Below are 13,750 nucleotides of genomic sequence, written 5' to 3' on the forward strand. Positions count from 1 at the left end.
GGCGGAGCCCCGGCGCACGGTTTCCCGCAGGGAAACCATAAGTGCGCTCTTGCTTTGATCCTTGCCGCCACTATTCGTGACGGCTTCGGGCAAGAGACCGGGGCTCGCTTCGCTCGCGTTTCCCGCTGGGGCTGGCTCGCTCTCGCTCGCCCGTGCCCCTCTATTTCAGGATGGCAGGTAATTGCAATATGACAAGTCGATGACTTGCCAATAGCCGATTTTCTGTTTGCATGAGGTGCAGGACATCAGGAGAGCTCAACAATGGCAACACGCTCTATACAAGAACAAATAACCGCCGCCACTGAGCGTCTCGCAAAATTGAAAGCACGGGAGATGCTGGCCGAGCAAAGATCAAAAGCAAAGACAAGAGCGAGCGAACGCAAAGCAGACGCGCACCGCAAGATTCTCCTGGGCGGCGCGGTCATCGCTGCGGGGGCTGATGCATTGGATGAGGCCGAGCTTGTTGGCCTACTACTTGCGTATCGAGATCGCATTGAAAAACCGGAAAACGCTCAACAAAGAGATGGAATGCGCACACGCGGGCGCATTTATCTAGCGGAGCGAGAAGCGTCCCGTGCAAGGAAGCGCTGACCATGAAGCCTTCACAACTAAATCATGCGGTTCTCTGTGAACTGAGACACCAACATCGGCAACGTGGCATCTCATTGATCGAGGTGATGCTGGCAGTAGGCGCTATGACACTACTTTCCGGTGCGGCTTTCGCTATCTATCAGTCATCGGCAAACAACGCAGATGTTCGCGCGGAACAAGCGAATATTCACACCATTGCTCGAAATGCAGACATGACGTATGGAGCGCTCGGCTCCTATGCGGGACTGACAACCGCTCAGGCTATTGCCGACCGCGTTCCACCCGTTTCAATGAACTCTGGCGTTGGCCTAATGAGCCGATGGGCGCAACCCGTTATTCTTGAGCCTGCCACCATTGATGGTCGCCCCAACGCAGGGTTGAAGATTGTTTACCACGCGGTTCCAACGCGTGCGTGCCTAAAGCTAGCTGCTGCAGCAAGTGAAGGCATGTATGACCTGGAAATAGGCGATACATCCGTCTTCCATCGAAGCAACAATGGTCGTCCGACTGTATTGGACATCCAAGCCGCGACTCAACAATGCAGGAATCCAGCGCAGCTCGCGTTCACATACTACGGCGGCGCTACTGGCCTGTCAGCGCAAGTTCTCACACCCGTTGCACTGCCAACGCCCCCTCCAACATCAGCTCCGCCACCACCGGCGCCGGTGGTGGCGCCACCGCCCGTAGCTGTTACTCCACCGGCTCCATCTCCTGGCTGCGCAGCGGCTCCCACGGCTCCAGCCACAGGAACGACACCTGCGGGTCAAACGTGTTCGTTTATTTGGAATTCGGTAGCGGCTCCTGCTTGCTGGGCTCCGCTGGCGTTATGCGTGCCAATCGCCGCTCAACCTCCAATTCCAACCGCACCACCGGCACCACCCGCCGTCACTCCTCCTATTGTCCCTCCCGTCATCACACCCGTCTGCTCAGCGCCTTTACCGTTGAGCGAAAGCGCGGCGCAAACGGGCGTTTGTCCTTCAGGCACTCTCACCATCAGTGGCGCCAATTCTTTTCCGCAGACCCGCACCCGCACTACGACGTATTCATGCCCCGACCCGTTCGCAAGCCCAACAGCACTGACGGGACCATGGTCAGCCTGGTTACCGGCAGCAGCAAGTATGTGTGCTCCCGAATGCACGTCTGCGCCGCCAACCAGCGTTGCAATCACGCGCGCCGCGCCAGCAGAGAGCCAGAACGTGGGTTGCCCGGCCGGGCAGGCAGGTCAGCACTGGCGACAACGCAACCGCGTTGAGAACGGCACGCGCACCACGTCCTGGTCCTGCCCGGCCGCGACCGGATCCCCGGTGTCGAGCACCTCGGAGAGCTGGAGCGGCACCTACACGGCATCCAGTGGTTGGGTTACCACCTCCAACACCTGCACGCCCCCGGCACCTCCGGCAAGAACCTATCCGACCTACACCGGGAAATCGTGGATTTCCTGGGGCGACGGTGGGCTTTACGGCTGGGGCGTGTTCTGCTCGGTGTCGCAGTTCCTCGCTGACGGATTTCACTGCACGCAGAGCGTTAATACCAACGATGACGCGACGTTTTCGGGTGGCCTCGCGAGGCCTCAAGAACAGGCATTGACGCCAGAGCGCCGGACCTGCGTCGCCGCACTTAAACAGAAGCTGACACCAATGCCTGGATTTGGCTCCCCAAGCACCGGGCCAGTTAGTTGGCCGACAGAGTGCGCCTGTGAGGTGGTCGGAGCTGGCTCGGCGTTCTACTGGCAGACCGTGGGCGCATCGGACTGGTCAGCCTTCGAGTTCCAATGCCAGTAAACGGCCATTGGTTCACTCCGCGGAGAGGGAGACCGGGCCAAGCCAAGCCAAAAAAGCAAAGCCCCCGCGCGAGCGAGGGCTTTGGGTGTCGGCGGGCAAAGCAATTTCTCTAATTTTTCTAAGCTGCCCATAGGGCAGTGAACTGCCGACGTTCCAGATCTAAGGCAGTTCAAGGCGTTGTCAAGCGTTCGACCTGCATCACTCCGTGGAGAGGGCTACCGGGCCAAGGCGCTCGGTCTTTCCGTTGACCAGGTGCAGCAACTGCCCGCCAGCAATCAGCCAACCATCTCCGTTAGCGCGGTCGGCCTTGCTGAACCCTACTGCTCCGTCGTTGCGCAGGGTCGGGGCCCCGGCATTGCCGTCCTTGTAGAAATGGCTCCACGCCCTGGCGGCCGGCGTCATCGTCAGCACCTTCTGCCAAGGATGGCTGTGGATGGTTTCGCCAGTGAAAGCAGAACCTTCCATCACCTCGCTGGTCCGTATGACACAGCCGTGTGGCACGCCATCTGTGTAGAGGCGCAGGGAAAAACGCTGGCCGTCGCTGGCAATCGCGCCACAGGCCTCGTTCCCGCTCTGGCGGGTGTAGTCGTGGAGCACTCGCCCAGTGCGTCGGAGGAAATCCGGTAAAGCCTCGCCGGGTTCGCTGACATGGTCGCCCAGATGCTGGCGCTCCCAACCCTGTTTGGTTCCGGCGGGCGGAATTGAACCGGCCTGCGCCAGTGCCTCACCACACGCTCCAAGCCAAATGGTCAACACCACCATCACCGATGCAATGCGCACAACTGCTCCTAAGCAGTTGTGCTTTGCACCTCGGCCCCATGCCGGGTATCATCAGAGGTATGAAAATTTGCACCTTTTGGAAGCTAAATATCGTTTGCTTTCAATAGGTTGCAAATGGGCGCAAATGGCTCCGCCCACCTCCACCAATACCGGGTCCGCAAGGGTCCACGAAGAGCCGGAATCCCTCGTCAAACAAGGGGTTTCGGCTTTTTCGTTTTCCACGGTTGTGCATGCCGTTCCGTTGCCGTCTATGAGACGGCGGGGTACTTCCAGGGGTACCGAGCCGCCCACGAAATCCCGACACCCCGTGCCCCTGACCGACGTTGCGATCCGCCGCGCGAAGCCAGCCGACAAGCCGCAGAAGCTGTCCGACGCGGGTGGCCTCTATATCCACGTCACCGTTGCCGGAACGAAGAGCTGGCGCGTGATCGCGCGGACAGCGTCAGGGAATCAAAGGTATTCGAGGTGCCGCTGATCGCCTCAGCCTTGGGGTACGGTCGCAATTCAAGATGGGCCCGAAGCATTCGGCGGTCGGCCCCAGCCAGCAGCGTCTTGGGCTCGACCAGGGAACTGGCCGGCAGGATGAGACTGGCAAGGCAGTTCGCCGCTTACACAGCTGAGCATGATTCGAAGGCCCCCATGAGGCCACCACTCCAGCTTGTGCCTTCGCGATTTGGATGACTAGTACAATTGAGAGATACAAGGCCCAACCAACATACACACGGAGATGTCATGAGCAAATGGATACTTCTTGCGGCAGTGGCTGCGGCGCCAGCGCAGGCCCAGAATGTAAACAACTTGGCCTCACTTGCCTCTTTCGTCAATGACACGAGAACTGCGTGCAGCGCGCTGGCATCGACCCACCGCAGCAGCGAACTACAGTACATCCAGAAAATGACTCTGGACTCTCAGGCTGCAAGGCAAAAGATTCGAAACGATGTCGAGCTGTACAGCATCGGCCACGGTAGTGTGAGCACGGATCGCTACAGATTGGATCTGATGAAGGCCCAGTCCGAGATTGATAGAGAAGCTATCGAACGCGGCATGCTCAACAACAAGGAGCGCACCGCAGAGGTCGCAACCTGTGTGACGGATGCAGTACCTAAGGGCAAAGCAGCCTACACCGCATTCAAGAAGGGAAAGCGTGCACCTGCAGATCTGAACCTTGCCAATGACATGATGACCTCTTGGCTGGTGAACATTGAAACGATCTCGTTGGATAAGCCCGAGGGCACCAGCGAATCGAACGAGTCGTGGAAGCGCGCCAAGGCGGCAGTCGAGCTCAGCTCTCCGTAAGATCCCCCTTGCCAGCGGTACCGCCCAAAGCCTCGCCAGTCGGGGCTTTGTTCGTGCCAAGGAGAATACTCACGAATCGCGTTTACAGAAAAACCACGCTCTGTGATATTCGCACCGTCGACCAACACCGTGCTGGACCGCGGCAGTCCGGGATGGACAACACGGCTCTCAATTCAGCTTCCGGTAGTGCCCGGGCTAACAGCGAAAACGGCAAAGAACCACGCATTGCCGCTGAGGCGGTCATCGACACCACCGCACCGGAAGCCCCGCGCAACGCCGGTGATGCTGGAACAGACATTCGGCTAACCGCACTGACGCCTGATCAGCCCCCTACGTGCCTCCCCGCAACCGCCCCACCCCGCTACACCCAGCGCCGCACGCGCTGGCAGAAAATCGCATACGCCCCTGGAAAACGCGCCGAAAGCGCGCGTTCTTCCGGCACGATCTGCCAGCGGGTGATGTACAGCACGAACAGCGGCACGGCCAGCCACGCGACCGGGTTCTGCAGGTACAACATGGCCCCAGCCAGAACAATCGACTGGCCCAGGTACATCGGATTGCGCGTGTAGCGGTACACGCCGTGGGTGACCAGCGCGCTCGACGCCGACGGACGCAGCGGATTGACGGTGGTACGCGCACGCCGGAAGGCCAGCTTCGGCAGCAGGTTCAGCACCACGCCCAAGGTCACCAGCGCAGCTGCAAGCACCCCCGGCATCGGCAGCGGCACCCGCATGCCCACTGCCACGCGGCTGGCCAGGTAGCCGATGCCGCCGCACAGCAGCATCACCAGTGGTGGTGGAATCCGCGTCTCAAGCCAACGCATCGCCGTCCTTGCATGCCTGCATTCACCGCAGTGTCACACGCGAATGCCTGAATCGCTTGCATGGCGGTGGTTTCAAGGCACAAACCGACCGCCCGGTATCTTCCGCTTTGACAGGCCGGACGCTAGAGTGGCGCCACCGCGCAGGAGGATCGTATGGCTACCACGGGCTTGGGCTTCATCGGCCGCACGACCCTCATCATCACCGTGCTGCTCAGCTTGGGCGGTTGCGCGACGCTGCGCCAGTTCGGGCCGTCGGTACAGGTGGCCTCGGTCACACCGGGGCAGTACATCGCCCTCAAGCGCGGCGACATACTGACCTCCGGCAAGCTCAGCGCAGCGACCACCGAGACCCTGCGCGTGGCCGGCCTCGATGAGGGCATCTGTGCCAAGCCCGGCCTGCCCTGCATCGAGGCAATGGAAGGCAGCATCGTGGTGCGCGAGGAAGACAAGCGCTCGAGCCTGGCTGAACTGTGGCTGCAGTACGCGATGACCCTGCCCGCCCCCAAGCGCGAGTACTCCGCGTCGGGCCGCGCCAAGACCGCGATCACCGAACTGGACGCCGACTTCCAACCGCGCCTGGACGCATGGATGCAGGTCGCACGCCAGGCCTACGCCTATCTGTTCTTCACCGAACGCACCGCCAACCAGCGGGGCTTCGAAGACCGCCAGACGCAGGTGCGCGACTACTACAACCTGGCCGTGCAGGAAGCCTCGGTGCAGCTGTACAACGCCTACGCGACCGGCCGCGTGCACAGTGAGGCCAGTCATTTCCAGCTGGGCCGCTGGACCTTCGTGCTGGCGCCTTCCACCGAGGCATCACCGCTGGACACGCGCACGCCGACCGAGCTGGTGCCGGCCGCTTCGCTGTCATTCACCGGCACGCTGCGCAGCGTGCATCGCCGCGATGGCTTCGGCGCCGAGCTGGTGGCGGTGATGGATGATCCGGCAGGCACCACCGCCTCCACGACACCCGCCACGCACGCAGCCGCCGCGACCACGCAGAGCTGGAGCGAGATGCCTTCGCCGTCGATGACCGTGCTGCTGCGCTTCTCCGGAAAGAATCTATGGGAAGTGCTGCACGACGACGAGCCGGAACTGGAGATCCACGACCCCTACCAGGTCACCGAAGTCACCCTGCACGGGCAGGAGGTACCGCTGGCGGCGAACTTCACCGCTGGCTACGCGCTGTGGCTGGCGAGATCCAACTTCAGCCACCAGTCGCTGCGCTCGCTGTTCGGCGGCAAGGGCGGCATCGACACGCCGCACCTGTACATGATGCAGCCTTATGATCCCAACCGCCGCGTGCTGCTGATGATCCATGGCCTGGCCAGCAGCCCGGAAGCCTGGGTCAACGTCGCCAACGAGCTGATGCGCGACGACGAGATCCGCGAGGATTTCCAGATCTGGCAGTTCTACTACCCGACCAACATGCCCATCGCGATGAGCCACGATGCGATGCGCCACACACTGGCCGAGGTGTTCAGGCATTTCGACCCCAGTGGCAGGGCGCAAGCGTCGCACGACATGGTGCTGGTCGGGCACAGCATGGGCGGGGTGATTGCGCGGCTGATGGTCTCTTCATCCGGTGACCATCTGGTCGATACCCTGCTGGCCACTGCGCAGATGACACCGGCGCAGCGCGAACTGTTGCGCACTCGGGGGGCGCCGGTACTGACCTTCCTGCCGGAACCGGAAGTGTCGCGCGTGGTGTTCATCGCCACGCCGCACCGTGGCACCGACGTCGCCGGCACCCGCCTGGGCCGCTGGATCGGTCGCCTGGTGCGGCTGCCGCTGACCGTGCTGGAAGACGTCGCCACCATCGCCAACGATGGCCAGGTCGACCGCAACGATGGCAAGCACGGCTACCAGATGAACAGCATCCAGAACCTGGACAAGGACGACGCGTTCGTCCGCGCCGTGGCTGACCTGCCGATGGCACCCAAGGTGCAGTACCACTCGATCATCGCCCGCGCCAAGGCCGACGGGCCGTTGGAAAAGACCGATGACGGGCTGGTGCCGTACTGGAGCTCGCACCTGCCCAACGCCGTGTCGGAAAAGGTGATCGTGTCCGGGCACAGCGTGCAGGAAGCCACGCCCGCGATCATCGAGCTGCGGCGGATCCTGCACGAGGACATGCAGCAGCACGGGGCAGCCGCCAGATAGCCTCGGGCGACTGAGGGAAATCCCTCATCGCGCGTGCGCATCCACGCTTCTATGCTGGCCTTACGTTCCCCGCAGGAGGTCCGCATGAACACGCAAGAGCCCAGCCGCCAGCCCAGCCCCGATCCGGCCGAGCGCGATGCCTTCTTCCCCTCGCCGTACTCGCTGTCGCAGTTCACGTCGCCGAAGAGCAACCTGTCCGGTGCCGACTATCCGGACGCGCGCCGCGATGGTCGCTGGAAGGTGCTGATGATCGCCGCCGACGAACGTTACCTGCCCACCGCCAACGGCCATCTGTTCTCCACCGGCAACCATCCGGTGGAAACCCTGCTGCCGATGTATCACCTGGACAAGGCCGGCTTCGACATCGACGTGGCCACGCTGTCGGGCAACGCCGCCAAGTTCGAGTGGTGGGCCTTCCCGCACGAGGACAAGGAGATCGGCGGGCTGTACGAACGCTATGAAGAACGCTTCCGCCAGCCGCTGGCGCTGGACGACGTCGTAGCCGCACTGGATGCGGGTTCGGACTATGCGGCAGTGTTCATTCCCGGTGGCCATGGCGCGCTGATCGGGCTGCCGCAGAGCCGCGCGGTGAAAACAGTGCTGCATTGGGCGATGGCCGAGCAACGCCACATCATCACCCTCTGCCACGGCCCTGCGGCATTGCTGGCCGCTGGTGTCGACGAAGCCGATGGCGGCTCACTGTTCCGCGGCTACCGCATCTGCGCCTTCCCCGATGCGATGGACCGGCAGACACCGGAGATCGGCTACATGCCGGGACAGCTGCAATGGTTCTTCGGTGAGCGGCTGGCGCAGCAGGGTGTGCAGATCGTCAATGAGGGCATCGATGGCAGCGTGCTGCAGGATCGCCTGCTGCTGACCGGCGACAGCCCGCTGGCGGGCAATGCGCTCGGCAAGCTTGCCGCACGCACCCTGCTCGACGCACTGGCCGGGCGCTGATCCGGATGACCGCGCTGGTGCAGGCGTTGCTGGAGCTGGAGCGCGCCCGTTCGCTGGATGCGGTGGGCGCGGTACTGCATGGCATCGCCGCACCGCTCGGCTACGACCGCGTGCTGGTGTTCGCCACCGGCACCGGACTGAAGCGCGGCACGCAGCGCGTGTACTGGATCAACGGCGACTGGCTCGGCGAGGGCAGCGATACCGATCTCGCCGGCTATCTGCATGCCTGCCCGGTCAATCGCCATGTGCTGGACAGCGACGCGCCGTTCTTCTGGAGCAAACGCCAAGGGCTGCGCGGTGAGCGCTACCAGGTGGTGAAGCAACCGCGTGGCGAAGGCCTGCATGGCCTGCAGGTGCCGGTGTTCGGTACCACCGGGCTGGAGGGTGCGATCAGTTTCGCAGGCACGTCCATCGATGCATCCGCCAGCGCACGCCTGCAGCTGGAGGCTGCTGCAACCGCAGCATTCCGCGCCGCGCGCCGACTGGCTGAAGTTCCTGCAGCGCTTTCCGGAAGCCTGCTGAGCACGCGCGAGCGCGAGGTGCTGCGCTGGGTGGCTGCCGGGCGTCGCCAGGCGGAAATTGCCACCACGCTCGGGCTTTCCGCGCGCACGGTGGAAAACCACCTGCGCCATGCACGCCAGCGCCTGGGTGTGGCGACTACCGCGCAGGCGGTACGCGCTGCAACTCGTCGCGGCGAGATCGAGGACTGATCGCAGCGAGGCACTTCCGGTGGTCGGGTATCGCGTGATACACACCCCATGCGCATGTGCGCGATTGCAGAAGCAAGGATGATGCTTATGAAACTGCAACTGGCCGCGATGGCCGCGTTGGTGGTGGCAACTGCAACCCTGGCTCCGGTAGCGGACGCCAACACAGGGGTCCCAAGAGAGAATGTTTCCTGTGTGCCAGTGAATGTGGACCGCAACCGCGTCCACCACCATTGCACGGAAACGTACACCGATGAATTCGGCAACGTCTACACAGCCGAATATTGGATCGACGAGTACGGTAACCCTTACCTGCGCGACTGAGCCGGGGAAATGCGCCGGGTCGCCCATCGGGCCGGCGCGCATGCAGCGACTCCCGCACGCCAGCCTGACGTGCCGCGGGACGTTGCACGACAACGCGCAGATGCGCGATTGCAGACACAAGGATGATGACCATGAAACTGCACCTGGCCTCGATGGCCGCACTGACCGTGGCGTTCGCCGGAATGATGTCGACCGGCAACGCCATTGCCGGGGTAACCAGCCCACCGGGCAGCGTGACGCGCTGCGAACCGTTTGAAGTGGAGCGCTATCGCATCCACCAGCATTGCATCGTGACCATGCCCGATGCGGACGGCGACATCTTCCTCACCGAATACTGGATCGACGAGTACGGCAATCCGTACCTGATGTAATCCATTCTTGACAAGGAGCGTTTGCATGAAGCTGCAGAAGATTCTGTCGGTCGGCTCGTGGGTGGTCCTACTGGCGCTGGCTTCGCTGGCCCCCGTCGCCACCACGACGGCCGCCGAAGTCGTCGAGGTCCAGGAAGAATGCGTGCCCTTCCGCTTCGCTGGCAACGTGTACCACCAGCGCTGCACCTCGTACGTGGTCTACGACGACGGTACCCGCGAGGCAACCGGGCATTACAACCGTGACGAGAACGGGATGATCTACGATCCCTGATCGTCGCTGCACGATCCGCCGGGCGGGGCCTTCAGCGCCCGCCCGGCATTGCCAGCCGCCCATCCCGGCATACCGCTGCCCTCGCCTTCCATGGCATGCTCCGTGAAACCGTTTTCATGGAATGGAGGGATTCCACGATGTTGTCGCGTTTCCGTCGCCGGGCGCTGTGCGCGCTGCTGTCGCTTGCTCTGCCTGTCTTCGCCTGGGCGGCCACGCCTGCGCCGCTGAAAGTGATGTCGTTCAATGTCCGCACCCCGGCCGATACCGAGCCTGGCAAGCGCTGGCCGGACCGTCGCGATGCGATGGTCAAGGTCATTCTTGATGCGCATCCGGCGGTGATCGGCACCCAGGAACTGGTGAAGGAACAGGCCGATTACCTGTCCGAGCACCTGCCCGGCTACCGCTGGTTCGGCGAAGGCCGTCGGGGTGGCAGCGGCGACGAGCACATGGGCGTGTTCTACGACAGCAAGGTGTTGGCCATCGAGGCGTCCGGCAACTTCTGGTTGTCCGATACGCCGGACGTGCCCGGCAGCATCACCTGGGGCAACCTGTATCCGCGCATGGTCACCTGGGCGCTGTTCCGGCGCCTGGAGGATGGTCGTCGTTTCTACTTCATGGATACCCACCTGCCCTACCGCGACGAGGACGAACCGCGCCGGGTGAAGGGTGCCGAGCTGATCGGCAAACGCCTGGCCACCCTGCCGGCCGACCTGCCGGTGGTGCTGACCGGCGACTTCAACAGCGAACCCGGCGGCGAAACCTACAAGGCGTTCACCCGCGTGCTGCAGGACACCCGCACCCAGGTGAAAGCGCCGCAGGGCCCGCGCCTGACCTTCCATGATTTCACCGGCAAGGCCACCGTGCAGCTGGACTGGGTGCTGGTGCGCGGCTTCACTGCACGCAGCTTCCTCACCGACGACCGCCGCATCGACGGCGTGCTGCCGTCGGATCATTTCCCGCTGGTGGTCGAGCTGGACTGGCCGAAGCGCTGAACCTGCACGGCAGCCGCGCTACGGTGGCGGCTGCCGTGACAGCAGGCGGTACAGCGCCTGATGCTGGTCGCGTGCCTGGCAGATGCGAGCGCCGACGGCGAGAAACACGGCCACGCCGATCAGCCCCAGGCCGAGCAGCGGATCCGGCAGCCGTATGAATCCGATCGCGGCCGCCATCGCCGCCAGCACCATCAGCACCACCACTGCCACCGAAAGCCCTGCGCCGGGTGGCCCCGGATCTCCGAACAACATGCGCTGGGTATCCCGTTTGCCATCGGTCATCACCTGTCCTCCCAAGAGCCTGCCCCACTAGTTACACGGCGGACACGGCTTCCGGCAGAGTCAGAAACGTCATGACTGTGACAACGTCCACAGCCTGCATCGCGCTACCCGGTCCCGGTTGCCGAACTGCGGGATTCAGCGGCGACGGCCAGCACCTGATCGCCGAAGGAATCGGCACCCTTCCGGGCCGTCGTTCGCTGGCCCTGAATCAGGAAGGGGACGGACGCTACTGCCTCCGTCCCCTCGGGGTTACTGCAGCTGCGCCACGCTGGGCGCCTGCGGCGACTGCCCCCAGCCGCCCAGTGCCTTGTACACACCCACCACGCTCACATTCACCTCTGCCTCGGCCGCAGCCAATGCATCGTCGGCGGCCAGCTGCGTGCGCTGCGCGTCCAGCAGGGTCAGGAAGTCTTCCGAGCCCTCGCGATAGCGGATCTGCGCCAGCGATTCGGCACGCCGCGCCGCCTGTGCCTGCTCGACCACGATCGCCAGCCGCGCCTGCTGCTTGGAGTAGCGGGTCAGTGCGTTCTCGGTGTCTTCCAACGCCAGCAGCACCGCCTGCTCATACTGCGCGGCCACACCTTCGGCCTCGGCCTTGCTGGCACGCAGGCGTGCACGCACGGTGCCGAAGTCGAAGGCTGCCCAGCTCAGCGACGGGGTCAGCGACCAGGCCTTGTTGTTGCCGTTGACCAGGCCGCTGGCATCGCCACCCAGGAAGCCCACGAAACCGGACAGCGACAGCCGCGGGAACAGATCGGCCGTGGCCACGCCCACGCGTGCGGTCGCGGCCGCCAGCCGGCGTTCGGCCACGCGCACGTCGGCACGCTGACGCAGCAGTTCGCGGGTATCGCCCAACGGAAGGGCCTTGGCGAACGCCGGCACCTCGTGCGGTGCGAGCATCGCGGTGAGCACTTCCGGGCGCTGGCCCAGCAGCACCGCCAAGCGGTTGCGCGACTGCGTCTCGGCCACTTCCAGCAGCGGGATGTCGGCCTCGATCGCCTTCAGGCGGGCACGGCTGCTCTGCACGTCCAGTTCGCTGCCGGCCCCCAGCTCCCAGCGCGCCTCGGTCAGCTTCTGCGTGTCGCGCAGATTGACCAGGGTGTGCTGGGCCACCGCGATGCGCTTCTGCGTACCGCGCAGCTCGAAGTAGTTGCGCGCTACCTCGGCGGCGATCAGCACCTGCGCATCGGCCAGGTTGGCCTGCTCGGCATCGAGGTCGGCACGCGCGGCTTCTGCAGCGCGGCGCTTGCGGCCGAACAGATCCAGCTCCCAGCCGGCGTCGAAGCCGAGCTGGTAGCTTTCACTGAACACCCGCTGCCCACCCAGCTGCGGATCGGGTTGCTTGCGGCGGTCGTAGCTGCCGCCTGCAGTGATGTGCGGGGCCTGGTCGAAACGGCTTTCGACGAACACCGCGCGGGCCTGGCTGACGCGGGCCACGGCCACGCGCAGGTCGAGGTTGTCCGACAGTGCGCCATGCACCAGTTCTTCCAGCACCGGATCATCGAACTGCGCCCACCAGCTGGCCACCGGCGACGTACTGGTGAACACCGGCTGCTGTGCGCCCTGCAGGACGACCGGTTCCTGCACCGGCGCCTTGTAGTTCGGGCCGACGCTGACACAGCCCGCCAGCACCAGGCTGGAGACGGCCATCGCCAACGTGCGGATCACCATGGCAGCACCTCGCCCAGGTAGGTGAAGCTGCCGCTGGCACCGGATTCGCCGATCAGCGCCATTTCCACGCTGGAACGTGCGCCTTCGCTGATTTCGATCTCGCCGTTGCCACCGTTCATGTCGGTCTTCACGTATCCCGGATGCACGGTGTTGACCTTGATCGGGGTGTTGCGCAGTTCGTAGGCCAGGCTCAGGGTCCAGCTGTTCACCGCCGCCTTGGAGGCGTTGTAGGCCGGAATCTTGAAGTCGTAGATGCCCGACGCCGGGTCGGCGTGCAGCGTCTGCGAGCCGAGCATGCTGGAGACATTGACGATGCGACCGGACTTGGCCTGCTTGACCAGCGGCAGGAACGCCTGGGTCACGGCCACCAGCGCATACACATTGGTATCGAAGGTGCGCTTCCAGGTATCCAGCGACTGTTCCGAGGGGGCCTGCGCCGGGTTCTCGATCATGATGCCGGCGTTGTTGACCAGGATATCGAGGCGGCCGTGGCGCTGGCGCACCTGCTCGACCGCCTCGGCGATGCTCGCTGCATCGGTCACGTCCAGCTGGATGGCTTCCACCGGCAGGCCCTCGGCCTGCAGCTTCAGCGCCTGCTCCACGGCGGTCTCGCGCTTGCGGCCGGCCAGCAGCGTGTGCACGCCGGCCTGGGCCAGCTGGCGCACGGTCTCGGCACCGATGCCGCGGGTGGCGCCGGTAACCAGCGCGATCTTGTTCTGATGGGAGTTCATGGATTCATGC

16 protein-coding genes are annotated in these 13,750 nt (G+C 63.9%); 11 read left to right on the forward strand and 5 right to left on the reverse strand.

The features are described 5' to 3' along the window. Positions 1–261: 261 nt before the first annotated feature. Positions 262–591 carry a conjugal transfer protein TraD gene (locus SSKA14_RS23510; RefSeq protein WP_076738497.1) on the forward strand — a complete coding sequence of 110 codons (330 nt, stop codon included), beginning with the start codon at positions 262–264 and terminating at the stop codon, positions 589–591. A gap of 104 nt (positions 592–695) precedes the next feature. Beyond that, entirely contained in the window at positions 696–2,372 is a 1,677-nt protein-coding gene (locus SSKA14_RS24305; protein WP_262986143.1) for a type 4 pilus major pilin, read from the forward strand. A gap of 198 nt (positions 2,373–2,570) precedes the next feature. Here SSKA14_RS24305 and SSKA14_RS15190 read toward each other — a convergent pair whose 3' ends face one another. Next, positions 2,571–3,152, reverse strand: coding sequence for a hypothetical protein (locus SSKA14_RS15190; protein ID WP_004153225.1), 582 nt, complete (start codon positions 3,150–3,152; stop codon positions 2,571–2,573). 250 nt (positions 3,153–3,402) lie between these two features. Between SSKA14_RS15190 and SSKA14_RS24340 the strand changes: the two genes are divergently transcribed. Both SSKA14_RS24340 and SSKA14_RS15195 read left to right on the forward strand, forming a co-directional pair. Continuing rightward, positions 3,403–3,627 carry an Arm DNA-binding domain-containing protein gene (locus tag SSKA14_RS24340; RefSeq protein ID WP_332306292.1) on the forward strand — a complete coding sequence of 75 codons (225 nt, stop codon included), beginning with the start codon at positions 3,403–3,405 and terminating at the stop codon, positions 3,625–3,627. Positions 3,628–3,884: 257 nt separating this feature from the next. Next, the gene (locus SSKA14_RS15195; protein WP_008267404.1) at positions 3,885–4,448 is read left to right on the forward strand and encodes a hypothetical protein; all 564 of its coding nucleotides are present in this window, start codon (positions 3,885–3,887) and stop codon (positions 4,446–4,448) included. Between the two features lie 361 nt (positions 4,449–4,809). On the opposite strand, the gene SSKA14_RS15200 is transcribed toward SSKA14_RS15195, so the two are convergent. Continuing rightward, positions 4,810–5,271, reverse strand: a complete 462-nt coding sequence (locus SSKA14_RS15200) for an isoprenylcysteine carboxylmethyltransferase family protein (RefSeq protein WP_008265656.1) — start codon at positions 5,269–5,271, stop codon at positions 4,810–4,812. Positions 5,272–5,424: 153 nt separating this feature from the next. Here SSKA14_RS15200 and SSKA14_RS15205 point away from each other — a divergent pair, with 153 nt between their 5' ends. The 7 genes from SSKA14_RS15205 to SSKA14_RS15235 all read left to right on the forward strand — a co-directional run bounded on the left by SSKA14_RS15205 (position 5,425) and on the right by SSKA14_RS15235 (position 11,056). Next, on the forward strand, positions 5,425–7,434 hold the full coding sequence (locus SSKA14_RS15205; RefSeq protein WP_040007992.1) for an alpha/beta fold hydrolase: 2,010 nt from the start codon (positions 5,425–5,427) through the stop codon (positions 7,432–7,434). 84 nt (positions 7,435–7,518) lie between these two features. Further along, positions 7,519–8,391 (forward strand): glyoxalase III HchA, encoded by an 873-nt coding sequence (hchA, locus tag SSKA14_RS15210; protein WP_008264623.1) that lies wholly within the window; start codon positions 7,519–7,521, stop codon positions 8,389–8,391. A 5-nt stretch (positions 8,392–8,396) separates the two neighbouring features. Further along, on the forward strand, positions 8,397–9,101 hold the full coding sequence (locus SSKA14_RS15215) for a PA1136 family autoinducer-binding transcriptional regulator (protein ID WP_040007996.1): 705 nt from the start codon (positions 8,397–8,399) through the stop codon (positions 9,099–9,101). A gap of 87 nt (positions 9,102–9,188) precedes the next feature. Beyond that, positions 9,189–9,422, forward strand: a complete 234-nt coding sequence (locus SSKA14_RS15220) for a hypothetical protein (RefSeq protein WP_006433851.1) — start codon at positions 9,189–9,191, stop codon at positions 9,420–9,422. A 131-nt stretch (positions 9,423–9,553) separates the two neighbouring features. Beyond that, entirely contained in the window at positions 9,554–9,793 is a 240-nt protein-coding gene (locus tag SSKA14_RS15225; RefSeq protein ID WP_157635955.1) for a hypothetical protein, read from the forward strand. Positions 9,794–9,818: 25 nt separating this feature from the next. Beyond that, positions 9,819–10,064 carry a hypothetical protein gene (locus SSKA14_RS15230; RefSeq protein WP_008264986.1) on the forward strand — a complete coding sequence of 82 codons (246 nt, stop codon included), beginning with the start codon at positions 9,819–9,821 and terminating at the stop codon, positions 10,062–10,064. Between the two features lie 137 nt (positions 10,065–10,201). After that, on the forward strand, positions 10,202–11,056 hold the full coding sequence (locus SSKA14_RS15235) for an endonuclease/exonuclease/phosphatase family protein (RefSeq protein ID WP_040008000.1): 855 nt from the start codon (positions 10,202–10,204) through the stop codon (positions 11,054–11,056). Positions 11,057–11,074: 18 nt separating this feature from the next. Here the strand turns inward: SSKA14_RS15235 and SSKA14_RS15240 are convergent, their stop codons facing one another. The 3 genes from SSKA14_RS15240 to SSKA14_RS15250 form a co-directional block, all read right to left on the reverse strand. Then, on the reverse strand, positions 11,075–11,338 hold the full coding sequence (locus SSKA14_RS15240) for a hypothetical protein (RefSeq protein WP_008264756.1): 264 nt from the start codon (positions 11,336–11,338) through the stop codon (positions 11,075–11,077). Between the two features lie 249 nt (positions 11,339–11,587). Beyond that, positions 11,588–13,009 carry an efflux transporter outer membrane subunit gene (locus SSKA14_RS15245; RefSeq protein ID WP_008265700.1) on the reverse strand — a complete coding sequence of 474 codons (1,422 nt, stop codon included), beginning with the start codon at positions 13,007–13,009 and terminating at the stop codon, positions 11,588–11,590. After that, positions 13,003–13,740: an SDR family oxidoreductase gene (locus SSKA14_RS15250; RefSeq protein WP_008265682.1), complete on the reverse strand. Its 738-nt coding sequence runs from the start codon at positions 13,738–13,740 to the stop codon at positions 13,003–13,005. The genes SSKA14_RS15245 and SSKA14_RS15250 overlap by 7 nt, the downstream gene beginning before the upstream one ends. Positions 13,741–13,750 lie beyond the last annotated feature (10 nt).

The organism is Stenotrophomonas sp. SKA14, assembly GCF_000158575.1.
Taxonomy (GTDB): domain Bacteria; phylum Pseudomonadota; class Gammaproteobacteria; order Xanthomonadales; family Xanthomonadaceae; genus Stenotrophomonas; species Stenotrophomonas forensis.